Annotated in this window: 13 protein-coding genes, 1 pseudogene and 1 riboswitch; of the genes and pseudogenes, 3 read left to right on the forward strand and 11 right to left on the reverse strand. The window is 27.2% G+C overall.

All coding sequences use genetic code 11. The annotated features are described in order from the left end of the window. Window positions 1-393 precede the first annotated feature (393 nt). The 8 genes and pseudogenes from HCG70_RS16510 to metA all read right to left on the reverse strand — a co-directional run bounded on the left by HCG70_RS16510 (window position 394) and on the right by metA (window position 6,983). Window positions 394-1,263 carry a YitT family protein gene (locus HCG70_RS16510; RefSeq protein ID WP_055277943.1) on the reverse strand — a complete coding sequence of 290 codons (870 nt, stop codon included), beginning with the start codon at window positions 1,261-1,263 and terminating at the stop codon, window positions 394-396. Between the two features lie 117 nt (window positions 1,264-1,380). After that, complete coding sequence (locus HCG70_RS16515) at window positions 1,381-2,139, reverse strand: hypothetical protein (RefSeq protein ID WP_154821328.1); 759 nt, start codon at window positions 2,137-2,139, stop codon at window positions 1,381-1,383. Between the two features lie 175 nt (window positions 2,140-2,314). Continuing rightward, window positions 2,315-2,812, reverse strand: a complete 498-nt coding sequence (nrdG, locus tag HCG70_RS16520) for an anaerobic ribonucleoside-triphosphate reductase activating protein (protein WP_042402564.1) — start codon at window positions 2,810-2,812, stop codon at window positions 2,315-2,317. 59 nt (window positions 2,813-2,871) lie between these two features. Continuing rightward, window positions 2,872-3,828, reverse strand: a pseudogene (gene nrdD / locus HCG70_RS16525) (anaerobic ribonucleoside-triphosphate reductase); the annotation flags it as partial. A 123-nt stretch (window positions 3,829-3,951) separates the two neighbouring features. Beyond that, complete coding sequence (locus tag HCG70_RS17595; protein ID WP_260457849.1) at window positions 3,952-4,083, reverse strand: hypothetical protein; 132 nt, start codon at window positions 4,081-4,083, stop codon at window positions 3,952-3,954. Beyond that, entirely contained in the window at window positions 4,077-4,268 is a 192-nt protein-coding gene (locus HCG70_RS16530) for a GIY-YIG nuclease family protein (RefSeq protein WP_042402567.1), read from the reverse strand. Before HCG70_RS16530 ends, HCG70_RS17595 begins: the two co-directional genes overlap by 7 nt. A 122-nt stretch (window positions 4,269-4,390) precedes the next feature. Then, window positions 4,391-5,605, reverse strand: a complete 1,215-nt coding sequence (gene nrdD, locus HCG70_RS16535) for an anaerobic ribonucleoside-triphosphate reductase (protein ID WP_341349594.1) — start codon at window positions 5,603-5,605, stop codon at window positions 4,391-4,393. A gap of 463 nt (window positions 5,606-6,068) precedes the next feature. Further along, complete coding sequence (gene metA, locus HCG70_RS16540; protein WP_042402570.1) at window positions 6,069-6,983, reverse strand: homoserine O-succinyltransferase; 915 nt, start codon at window positions 6,981-6,983, stop codon at window positions 6,069-6,071. 128 nt (window positions 6,984-7,111) lie between these two features. After that, window positions 7,112-7,214: riboswitch (purine riboswitch) on the forward strand. A gap of 32 nt (window positions 7,215-7,246) precedes the next feature. Here metA and ade point away from each other — a divergent pair. Then, complete coding sequence (gene ade / locus HCG70_RS16545; protein WP_042402573.1) at window positions 7,247-8,986, forward strand: adenine deaminase; 1,740 nt, start codon at window positions 7,247-7,249, stop codon at window positions 8,984-8,986. Window positions 8,987-9,034: 48 nt separating this feature from the next. Further along, window positions 9,035-9,529: a DedA family protein gene (locus tag HCG70_RS16550; RefSeq protein ID WP_042402576.1), complete on the forward strand. Its 495-nt coding sequence runs from the start codon at window positions 9,035-9,037 to the stop codon at window positions 9,527-9,529. Between the two features lie 75 nt (window positions 9,530-9,604). On the opposite strand, the gene yidA is transcribed toward HCG70_RS16550, so the two are convergent. The 3 genes from yidA to HCG70_RS16565 form a co-directional block, all read right to left on the reverse strand. Further along, window positions 9,605-10,408: a sugar-phosphatase gene (yidA, locus tag HCG70_RS16555; protein WP_042402578.1), complete on the reverse strand. Its 804-nt coding sequence runs from the start codon at window positions 10,406-10,408 to the stop codon at window positions 9,605-9,607. Window positions 10,409-10,495: 87 nt separating this feature from the next. Then, window positions 10,496-10,768: an ATP cone domain-containing protein gene (locus HCG70_RS16560; RefSeq protein WP_042402581.1), complete on the reverse strand. Its 273-nt coding sequence runs from the start codon at window positions 10,766-10,768 to the stop codon at window positions 10,496-10,498. 113 nt (window positions 10,769-10,881) lie between these two features. Further along, window positions 10,882-11,163 carry an ATP cone domain-containing protein gene (locus tag HCG70_RS16565; RefSeq protein ID WP_042402585.1) on the reverse strand — a complete coding sequence of 94 codons (282 nt, stop codon included), beginning with the start codon at window positions 11,161-11,163 and terminating at the stop codon, window positions 10,882-10,884. Window positions 11,164-11,369: 206 nt separating this feature from the next. On the opposite strand from HCG70_RS16565, the gene HCG70_RS16570 reads away from it, so the two are divergent. Further along, window positions 11,370-11,882 (forward strand): L,D-transpeptidase, encoded by a 513-nt coding sequence (locus tag HCG70_RS16570; protein ID WP_042402588.1) that lies wholly within the window; start codon window positions 11,370-11,372, stop codon window positions 11,880-11,882. Window positions 11,883-12,005 lie beyond the last annotated feature (123 nt).

The following is a 12,005-nucleotide window of genomic DNA, read 5'->3' on the forward strand; positions in this document are numbered from 1 at the left end:
CAAACTTATATAATTTTCAAAGAGCGAGCAATTCTATGAAAAATCAAGCTATTTTTTCATATCAACTTAACAGATTCCACCTTATTGTTAATTTACAATATTTATATTAATTAATCTATCTAATTTTTAATTATCCAATATAATAAATATTATAATTTACATAGTCTAAATAAAGTTATCCTCTTATTTTACCATTAACCCTAAATTAATTATGTAATATTCTTATCTGGCCATATAAATTAAAGTTTATTATACTGAGGTATTATACTATATTCATATTTGTAATTACTTATGTATACTTTTATTTTAAAAATAAATTAATATAAATCCTTAAATAAACAGAGGAGTTATTTACAAAATACGTAAATAACTCCTTTGTTTATTTATATGTTTTTAAAGTCTTTTTTCAAAATTCCCTGTAACATTTAAGCCTTCATTAAATATAATAAATGCCTTAGGATCTTTTTCTAAAACTATTCTTTTTAATTGATTTATTTCATACTTAGAAATTACAGTTACTAGTATCTTGCTTTCTTCACCAGTATATGCGCCTTGTCCATTCCAACAAGTTACACCTCTTCCCATCTCTTTCATTATACCACATTCTATATTTTCCATCTTTGTGAAAATCATTGCCGTAGTATTTATATTTTGATAATGTATTTTATCAACTATCATTGAGAAGAATGTCGTATAAATAACTGAATATATTGCTGTAGGTAGTTCAAATAAAATTGCACATATTCCATAAATTATAGCATTTATTATTATACCTAACTTTCCAACACTGAAGTTTTTATATTTTTTAGTAAAGTATACCCCTAGTATATCTATTCCTCCCCCAGAGCCTCCGGCTTTTAATGTAATTCCTATTCCTGCACCTGTAATGATTCCTCCAATAAGACATGCTGCTAACGGATCATCTATAATAGCTGTACTTGGAATTGTAATTACTGTAAAGAAAATAGTCTGCGATATTACACTTACTACAGTTCTTATAAAAAACTTCTTAGATATGCTTTTATAAGCTATAAGTAATAATGGTATATTAATAATAAAGTTAATTATACCTGCTATTTCAAAGTTTTTTACACTTGGAAAATAATCTACTATAATAGTTCTAATTATTTGAGATATACCTACTACCCCACCATTATATAGCCCTAATGGAGATATAAACAAATTAACTCCTAAACAAAATAAGAATGCCCCTATAATAATAATTCCATACTGCTTAATCTTTTTTACTTTTGTACCTTCCATATTTAATCCCCCGATTATTATCTAAAAATATTCACAAATAGTTTATAATAATCTTGGAATTATTTCTATATTATTTTATAAAAAACCATATTAATATAGCATAAAAATTAACAAATTTTATTTTTTTCTTCTTTTAATATAATAGATAATTGCTACTATTATTATTAAAACAATTATCACCAACATAATTACTATATTTTGTATATTAGGAACTTTAATTCCTATCATTATACTATTATTTTCATTTAAATCATTAATAGTGTAGTAATACTTTATAGTCTTATCATTTACTATTTCATTGGAATTAGTATCTACTATTTTAACTGGCGTAGATATTGATAAATCTACTGGAACATCACCTATTAAGTTAGATATATTTCTATTCACTAAATTCCCCAAATTTAATCCTATATTATTATTTATATTGCTATTTATATAATCACTAATAATATCTATTGCACTATCATTAAGCTTAAGTGTTACTTTATATTCGTTAGTAAAAAGTCCTTTATCCTTTTCTTCAATTATACTAAAATAATTATTGCTTAAATTTGATACTTCATTAATTTCAACTTTATCAGTTGATATATTAATTTCTTCTGTATTTAAGTCTCCTTCCTTTGATTTAGTTATTTCTCCAAAGTGTATTTTATCAGGCATATCATCTTTAACTTCATCAATAACTTTAGATAACAAATCATTATCTACCAACTTATTTATAGTATCATCATAATATATTTTTATTTTTGTATCACTAGTCCCATCTATATTAATAGAAGTATCACTACTTAGCTTTATCTCTCCACATCCAATTAATATGAATACCGTACTCATCATTAGAAATAGAACAAAAATATACTTTTTTAATTTCCCCATATTTCTCAAGTCCTTTCTTTATAAAACTTACCATGTTATTAGTATAATTAATTTGAACTTCTTTTAATATATTTAATCAACTTTTTTTATATATTTTCAAAAAAATCACAATAACAGCTACTAAAGAACTTTTTCCTTATAACTATTATTGTGATTAATTTTGCTAATTAAATTTTTACAATATTTCAACTATATTGCCTTGCTCTAATGATTTTTTAACATCTATAACTCTTTGATTTGATGATCCTCTATATTTAAGCATTATATCTCTTTTATCTGCTTGAAACTTTCCATCTATTAAAACATCTACTTCCCTTAGTATTTCTAATCTTTTTGGATTATTAACTATTTCTTCAAAAGTATAACCTGACCATAGCCATATTGGTTTATCTGTCTCTAATTTTATTCTTTTTAATAGATTAAGTAATGTATCATCCATTATTTGTTGCATTGGTTCTCCACCCAATATATTTACACCTTTTATTTGTTTATTTTTAGTTAATTGAATAAATTCATCTTCTGTTTCTTTAGTAAACTTATTTCCATAATTAAAATCTTGTTGCTCTTTATTAAAACACCCTTCGCAATTATGAGTACATCCACTTACAAAGAGTGTAGTACGTATACCTGGCCCATTTGTAACATCTAATTTTCTTATTTTTGCATAATTCATACTTTCACTCCTGTCCAATTATATATTATGCAAAAAATGAGAGGTAACCCTCTCATTTTTTATAAATGAAGAACTCTATCTCCAATTTCTGCTGTTCTTCCCTTGTTCCAATAAGAACTTCCTATATATCCACAAGTTCTTCTCATAACTTGTAATTCGCTTTCATCATCATTTCCACATGATGGGCAATGCCAAGTTAAACTTTCTTTATCTAATTGCATTTCACCATTAAATCCACATTTGAAACAAACATCAGATTTAGTATTGATTTCTGCATATTGAATGTTGTGATATATAAAATTGATTATCTCTTCAACAGCTTCAACATTTTTATTCATATCTGGTACTTCTATATAAGAAATACATCCTCCACTACTTATTGAGTGGAACTGTGATTCAAACTTTAACTTACTAAATGCATCTATTTCTTCACAAACATGTACATGATATGAATTTGTATAATATAATCTATCAGTTACATTAGATATTTCACCAAATCTAGCTTTATCTATTCTACAGAATCTGTATATTAAGCTTTCTGCTGGCGTTCCATATAATCCAAATCCAAGACCTGTTTCAGCCTTCCATTCTTCACATTTTTCTTTCATATGATTCATTACTTCTAAAGCAAACTTTTCTCCCTCTTCAGAAGTATGGCTTACTCCAAGCATTGCTTGAACCATTTCCGCTATACCAACATATCCAAGTGAAAGAGTTGAATAACCATTTTTTAATAGTTTATCTATCTTTTCACCTTTTTTAAGTCTTGCTATAGCTCCATGTTGCCAATGTATTGGACTTGAATCTGAAGTTACTCCAAGTAACATCTTATGTCTTGTTATTAATGCATCTTTACAAAGATCTAATCTTTGATCTAACATTTCCCAAAACATTTCCATATCTTTATCAGCTATAATTGCAATTTGTGGTAAATTCAAACTAACTACCCCTTGGTTAAATCTTCCATACCACTTATATTCTCCATTTACCTTTTTAGGAGATAGATGTGATCTACACAAGCGAGATGTATATTTCTATACTGGTTACTCACTCTGACTATATCTTCAACTAGTGCATTTTTACCACACACTAGAAGCCTTGCACTTCCAAATGACTTAATTCACTTGTACTCTACTCGTTTATTCACTAAAGTTTTTCTCTTTAGCTATACTTTCGATAGTCGATTGACCTTCTAAATAATCTTCATAATACTTAAAATTATAGCCTTTATACGGTGATTTAGTTTTACCTTTACACCTAGCTATTACCATGGTATCTCTGTAATTCTTTTATAGAATTTATCTCTTCCATATTTCCTTACTGCTCTATAAAATTTAGTATCATGTTCTTCTTTTTGGTACCCCATATGTCTACTAAAACGTTGCTTTAAAGTTTCACTAGTTTGCCCTATATAAACTTTGTTATTGACTATACAAGTTATCTTATATATTATCATGAGGACCTCCAAAAATTATTTAGCTTGGCACTGGATTGTCATATCTATATAAGACTTAGATTCCCCAGTTAGCATAATTTTATGCAATCATTTCCTATTGCTACTTTAAAATATAAAGTAAATTACACACCCATTTTTAATGGTTCACAAGGTTTTATATGGGCAATAGTTTTACCCATAGGAGGGAAAGTGTTTCCTTCATAATTTTCTCTCATTATCTTAGCACTTTGATAATCTGGCACTAATCTTTTAGCTGTACATTTAGCTGCAAGCTTAGTTATATAATCATATTTACCGCCTTCAAGGCAATTATGCTCATCTAATAAGTAAACTAACTTAGGGAATGCTTCTCCAATTTCTTGACCCTTATAGTTTTTCATCCCTTCAAGTCTTTGTCTTATCATTTCTTCACAAATCATAGCCATCTCTTCTTCATAAGGATGACCTTCTTCTATTTCCAGATAAATAGTGGAAAAAGGAGCCTGTCCATTCGTCGTTTGTAATGTAGATAATTGATATCTTATCGTTTGAACTCCATCTTTAAGTTCCTTCATTTTTGCATCTTTAGCTAACTTTGTAGCAAGAACCTCATCATTAAGCATTTCCATATAGTGTTTATATGATTTTTCTTCTGTAACCTTAAGATATTTAGCTAAATGCTTAATTGTTATACTTTGTCCACCATATTGATTAGATGAAACTTGAGCTATTATTTGTGTTGCAACTGTACATGCAGTTCCAAAGCTTTTAGGCTCTTCAACCAATTTTTCATTTATTACTGTACCGTTCGTAAACATATCTTCTAAGTTTATTAAACAACAGTTAAACATTGGTGATATAGTATAATCCATATCATGCCAGTGAATTGCTCCTTCATCATGCGCTTGCACTATATGAGCAGGAATTAACTTTCTTCTAGCAATATCCTTAGATACTTCCCCTGCAATTAAATCTCTTTGAGTTGCAGAAACAACAGGATTCTTGTTAGAATTTTCTTTCATTACATCTTCATTTCTCTTACTTAGCAACTCTAATATACTGTCATCTGTAGTATTAGTATTTCTCTTAAATTCTTGTACAGCTCTATATCCTTCATATGCTCTTGCTGTTTCAGCTTGACCATAATGAACTAATCTATCATATACATATTTTTCTATTTTGTATATTGTAGCTATTTCCTCTTGCTTGCTAAAATATTTTTCAGCATCATTTGCTATTAATCTAGCGATATCACCTAAAAATATCCCGCTACCATTTTTCATAGACTTACAAATAGCTTCTCTAATCTTACTCTTATCGAACTCTACTGTACTTCCGTCCCTTTTAATTACTTTCAATAATACCACTCCCTAAACTTAAGTATATTTAAATTATGCAATATAAAATCACATAAAAATAGTGCTTATATTAATACTTCGCCTCTTAAATACACAACATATTGTACTACCTTTTTAAAACAAATACAATATATAGTTGTTGTTATATTTTTAGATTTTTCGTATTTATACTTATAAGCACTTCGATTTTCTCGTTATTTTATATATTCCTTAATTAACCTTATTTGTTTTTTTATACATTAACCCTTACAACATTTTTCATTATACTACATATTTTTTTATAAAACACGACTTGAAATTTATCTTGAGATATGCTTTTTTGATTCTGACTTTCTTAAAGCTGATTATTTCACATAAAAAAATTTAAAATTTTATTAAAATAAAAAGACAAAAGTTTACCTTTTGTCTTTTCAACGCATCTAAAAATAATTGTAATTTTATATTAATCTTTTAAGTAAAAAAACTATAATTTTTCCAAATCATATGGAGTGTTTTGATAAACACAGTAATTAAGCCAATTACTAAATACTATATTTGCACTACCTCTCCAAGTAACCATTGGTGTAAGTGATGTATTATCATTTGGAAAATAGTTTCTTGGAATTTCAATATCTAAACCTTTATTAAAATCTCTAAAATACTCATCACTTAAAGTATTTCTCTCATACTCTAAATGTCCTGTAATAAACACTTGTCTTCTACTTTTATTTGCTACAATAAAGATACCTGCTTCTTCTGATTCAGATAATATTTCTAATTCAGAGATTTTTTCTATATCTTCTCTTTTCACCTCTGTATGTCTAGAATGTGGTGCATAAAACATATCATCTAAACCTCTTGTAAGATCAGCATTTTTATTATTTATATAATGTTTAAAGACACCAAACATTTTCTTTTCTAATTGATACTTAGGAATACCGTAATGATAATTTAATCCAGCTTGAGCTCCCCAACAAATATGTAGAGTAGAAAATACATTACTCTTGCCCCATTCCATTATTTCCTTTAACTCTTCCCAATACATTACATCTTCAAATTCCAATTGCTCAACTGGTGCCCCTGTTATTACTAATCCATCAAACCTCTCATCTTTTATATCATTAAAGAAACTATAAAACTTTTCCATATGTTCAAGAGATGTATGAGTAGATCTATAACTTTCAGTTTGCAATAATTTAATTTCTACTTGAAGTGGTGTATTAGATAAATACCTAAGTAATTGATTTTCTGTTTGAATCTTTTTAGGCATTAAATTTAAAATTGCAATCTTTAATGGTCTAATATCCTGTTTTCCAGCTCTCTCATTATTCATTACAAATATATTTTCATCAGATAAAACCTTAAATGCAGGTAAATCTCTTGGAATTTTTATTGGCATAGCCTCCCCCTCCTTACATAGATATTAAATCATATTTTTACCAATTTTAGAATATTTATTATTAATATTAATCTTTGTTGATTTCAAATTTCCACAATTTTTCCTTTGACATGAAAAAATTATAGTCATATAATGATCAAAATAACCTTCGTATAAGCCTAAAAATATGGTTTGGGCGTCTCTACTATATCACCGTAAATGATATTAACTATGAAGTAAAATCCACGAAGGTTAATGTATTATTAGAAAAGGTGGATTAATTAATGAATAAAGAAATTCTTATTGATAATATTAAAGCAGCTAATAAAGCTATTCCTTGTGACTTAGTTGTTAAAAACATTTCTGTAGTTGATGTATTTCAATGCAACTCTTTTATTTGCGATGTAGCTATAAAAAATGGATACATTGTTGGCCTTGGTGAATATTCTGGAAAAGAAGAAATTGATGGAACTGGTAAGTTTATTTGTCCAAGCTTAATTGATTCTCATGCTCATATAGAATCATCAATGCTTACTCCTAGAGAGTATTCTAAAACTGCATTATTACACGGAGTAACTTCGCTGATAGCAGATCCTCATGAGATAGCAAATGTTATTGGACAAGCTGGAATCGAATTTATGATTAACTCCTCAAAAAACCTTCCATTTGATTTTTATTTTATGCTTCCTTCTTGTGTACCTTCTACACCATTTGAAAATTCTGGTGCAGTATTAAATAGTGAAGACTTAAAAAATTACTATAGTGATTCAAAAGTTTTAGGTCTAGCTGAAGTAATGGACTATCCCTCTGTATCAAATTGTAATTATGATATGATAAATAAACTTTTCGATGCAATTTCAAATAATGGTATTATTGATGGACACGGTGCAGGATTAAATTCTCATTCAGTCAATGTTTATTCTACAGCAAATATAAAAACAGACCATGAATGTGCTACCTATGAAGAATTAGTTGATAGAGTAAGACGTGGGATTTATGTACTTATGAGAGAAGGAACTGTTGCTAAAAACTTAAATGATTTAATAAAAGGTGCATCAATCTTTAATAGCAGACGTCTTTGCCTATGTACTGATGATAAGCATATTGATGATTTATCTAAAAATGGCAGTATAGATACATCAATTAAAATGTGTATTAAAAATGGACTTGCTCCTGAAATTGCAATTCAAATGGCTACATTAAATGCAGCTGAATGCTACAACTTAAAAAATAAAGGTGCTATAGCTCCTTCATATATTGCAGATTTTATTATTCTTGATAATCTAGAAGAATTCAAAATTAATTCTGTTTATAAAAATGGTAAATTGATAGTGAAAGATAACAAATTAGTTATTGATATAGCTGATTTATACTCAGCTCCAACATTAAATAATTCAATTAATTTACCTAAACTAACTAAAGATAGCTTAAAAATAGATATAAAAAATAAATCTATCTTAAATGTTATAGAATTAATACCAAATAAATTAGAAAGCAATCATTTAAAAATTAATATAGAAGACTTAAACCTTAAAGATGAATTCACAAGTTGTACAACAAAAGACAATTTATTAAAAATTACGGTTATTGAACGTCATAAAAATACCGGAAATATTGGATTAGGAATTTTAAAAGGATTAGATTTAAAATCTGGTGCAATAGCTACAACTATAGCACATGATTCTCATAATATGATTATTTGTGGAACTAATGATGCTGATATGATATATGCAGCAGAAGAACTAAAAAGAATTAATGGCGGAATCATAGTTGTTAAAGATGGAAAAACTCTTGCTTCTGTATCTCTAGAAATAGGTGGAATTATTACTTCTCGTGCATGTGAAGAAGTAATATCTGATTTAACTAAACTTCATGATGCAGTTAAAATACTAGCACCTACAATTACATTTAATCCATTTTTAACACTATCATTTTTATCTTTACCTGTTATTCCTGAAATCAAAATCACTGATAAAGGATTATTTGATGTAAGAAGCTTTAACTTTATCCCTGTTGCAGAATAGTTTTGTGTTATAATATTCTTAAAATTTTGATTTAAGAGGTATAACAAAATGGATATAAAGGAAATGATTTCAGTATTAAGTAGCCATAACATCTATATTATATTTATAATAATGTTTCTAGAATCACTGAATTTAACTGGTATACCATCTACTATAATATTGCCTGCCATAGGAATATTAATAAGTTTAAATAATTTAAGCATTATAAAAATATTACTTTTAACTATCTTTGCATCTATTTTAGGAAATATTGTTTTTTATTTTATATCTTATAAGTTTGGAAGTAAAATATATGATTATCTTTATAATAAATTTCCTAAACTACAAAAATGTTTTGATAAAGCAATGAATATGTCTAATAAATATGGAACGAAAATTTGTTTATTTGGGCGCTTAATTCCTTCCATAAGAAGTTGGATTTCTCTTGTTGCTGGTATATTTAAAGTAAAGCTAAGGGATTTCCTTTTGTATTCTTCAATAGGAATTTTCATTTGGGATATACTACTTATTTTGGTTGGCTATCTAATACCAATCAAATACTAATTAATGCTAAAGGACTTGTCCTAATTAAGGGCAAGTCCTTCTTTTATTATTTATTAAAGTTCTTTTTACTACCTATTAAAGAACAAACTTTTCTATAGCCTTAGCAACTCCATCATCTTCATTTGAATCAGTAATATAATTTGCAGCTTTCTTTACCTCATCAAATGCATTAGCCATTGCTACTCCCATTCCAGCATAAACAATCATATCAAGATCATTTTCAGCATCTCCAAAAGTCATAACTTCTTCTTGTTTAACCCCTAAATGCTTAGCTAATAATTCAACACCTGTTCCTTTATTAACTGCTTTATTTAAAAATTCTAAGAAATAAGGTGTGCTTCTTACTACTGTATACTTTTCATATACTTCTTTTGGTAAATTATCTACAGCCTTTTGTAACACTTCTGGCTCATCAATCATCATTACCTTTACTATACTATGATCATCTTCAATTTCAGAATAATCATTAATTCCTATGTTAATACCATTTATATTTGCTTCAACTTCTGTGTATTTACTATTTTTAGGAGTTATTAATCCATGTACTTCAGAAAAAGCATGAATATTAACACCTAAATCCTTACTTAGTTTATGTAAATAATGTAAGTCAGAACCACTTAATACTGTTTTTGATATAACTTCTCTAGATTTTGCCTTTAAAACTAATCCACCATTATAACTTAAAACATAATCATTTTCTCCAAGCATATCAAGCTCTTCTAAATATCTTGTAACACCATCAATTGGTCTTCCTGTAGCAATTACAACATTAACACCTTTTTCTTGAGCTTCTTTTATAGCTTTCTTAGTTCTATCTGAAACAGATTTATCATTTTTAAGTAAAGTCCCATCCATATCTATTGCTATTAATTTATACATAAATTCCTTCACCATTCCTTAATACAAAATTCTGTTTTATTATAACATAAAACAGAACTTTGTACATGGTGTATGTATGATATAAAATTACTCCTTTTTATATCCTATAAATGAACTTATAACATCATCAAATCCATCTCTATCTAACATACTAATAACTACACCTGTTATTTCATAGCTTGAAGTGCTATCATTTTCTCCCCTAAACTTTTTTATTCTATCAATTACATCTTCTATAATTATTTTAATATCAGATTCATTTAATAATGCTTTCTTATCCCTGGTTGCATTCAATATGCTATTTGCAATTTTATTAGCATCAAATGATTCAATACTTCCATCCTTTTTAACTACTTTCATTACTTACACCTCCTCATTAATTATTATTAGCAAAAAAATAAGTTGTAAATCATAAAACACTTTATATAATGGTACTTTATAATTTACAACCTCTTCTTTTATGATATTTTCTATTATTTACAACACTTCTCTTTATAGCCTAAATAGGCACTTGCTATGTCCTTAAATCTATATTTATTAAGAGAATCAATAATTACTGCAAAGATTTCATAAGTTGATGTAATCCCATTTTCTTCTCTTATACTATTTAACACTTTTACTACTCTATTACTAACAATTTTTAAATCTGACTCATTTATAATAGTGTTACTATCAATAGATGCACCTAATATACTGCTTCTAACTTTACTAATATCAAAACTTTGAATTCTACCATCCTTTTTAATTACTTTCATTGTAAATACACCCCCGTATTAAAATTATACACTATCATAAAAGTAATTTAAACGATTTCACGTTTTTTTCACACTTAAATATTACTCCTTATTTATATTTTTTATTACATTAATTTGCAACTATCTCAAATAATTATTTTTTATATTTAACATTTATTTATTCTTTTCGTAAAATATACTATAAAACATTCTTTGGAGCAATTTATATGAGTTTTATCACTAAACTAAAAAATTTTTATCACCTTACTAGATATGGCATTAATATTTTATCATCTTCCTTAAGAAATTCAACTTCTTATGAAAATGATGCTTATAACTTCATAAATAATAGTAACCTTTCTAGTAAAACTAAATACTTAATTTGGGTAGATACTTCAAACTTTAAAACAAATATATTTAAAGGAAGTATAAACAATTGGACCTTAATTGATTCTTATATTTGCACTATCGGAAAACCTAGTGCCCCTACTATAAAAGGTATTTTCTATGCCGGTCCTAAAGGATATTCATTTGGTGAAGCAAGAGGTTTTCGCTGTTTATATTACACGCAAATAAAGGATAATTATTTATTTCATTCCATACCGTATAATTTAGATGGAAGTATTAGAGATCCTAGACTTGGTATGCAATTAACAGACGGTTGTGTTCGTTTATCAACAAAAAATGCAAAATGGATTTATGATAATTTCCCATCAGGTAGTACTATCTATATAACTTAGTATTATTATATGATGCATTTAAAAATATTTTCGTATTTTCTTTTAATATGATAAATTACAATATCAAGTGCAACACTAATTAATTGCAAAAAAAATAACCCATACGGGTACGTTCATGTTAAA

Source organism: Clostridium sp. K04, from assembly GCF_019734375.1.
Lineage (GTDB): Bacteria > Bacillota > Clostridia > Clostridiales > Clostridiaceae > Clostridium > Clostridium saudiense.

Bases quoted from the DNA above. Each gene is read 5' to 3' on its own strand.
- HCG70_RS16570 (WP_042402588.1), top strand. From the start codon at position 11,370: ATGAGTTTTATCACTAAACTAAAAAATTTTTATCACCTTACTAGATAT.
- HCG70_RS16515 (WP_154821328.1), bottom strand. From the start codon at position 2,139: ATGGGGAAATTAAAAAAGTATATTTTTGTTCTATTTCTAATGATGAGT.
- HCG70_RS16530 (WP_042402567.1), bottom strand. From the start codon at position 4,268: ATGATAATATATAAGATAACTTGTATAGTCAATAACAAAGTTTATATA.
- HCG70_RS16560 (WP_042402581.1), bottom strand. From the start codon at position 10,768: ATGAAAGTAGTTAAAAAGGATGGAAGTATTGAATCATTTGATGCTAAT.
- HCG70_RS16550 (WP_042402576.1), top strand. From the start codon at position 9,035: ATGGATATAAAGGAAATGATTTCAGTATTAAGTAGCCATAACATCTAT.
- ade (WP_042402573.1), top strand. From the start codon at position 7,247: ATGAATAAAGAAATTCTTATTGATAATATTAAAGCAGCTAATAAAGCT.
- HCG70_RS17595 (WP_260457849.1), bottom strand. From the start codon at position 4,083: ATGGTAATAGCTAGGTGTAAAGGTAAAACTAAATCACCGTATAAAGGC.
- yidA (WP_042402578.1), bottom strand. From the start codon at position 10,408: ATGTATAAATTAATAGCAATAGATATGGATGGGACTTTACTTAAAAAT.
- nrdG (WP_042402564.1), bottom strand. From the start codon at position 2,812: ATGAATTATGCAAAAATAAGAAAATTAGATGTTACAAATGGGCCAGGT.
- metA (WP_042402570.1), bottom strand. From the start codon at position 6,983: ATGCCAATAAAAATTCCAAGAGATTTACCTGCATTTAAGGTTTTATCT.
- HCG70_RS16510 (WP_055277943.1), bottom strand. From the start codon at position 1,263: ATGGAAGGTACAAAAGTAAAAAAGATTAAGCAGTATGGAATTATTATT.
- HCG70_RS16565 (WP_042402585.1), bottom strand. From the start codon at position 11,163: ATGAAAGTAATTAAAAAGGATGGTAGAATTCAAAGTTTTGATATTAGT.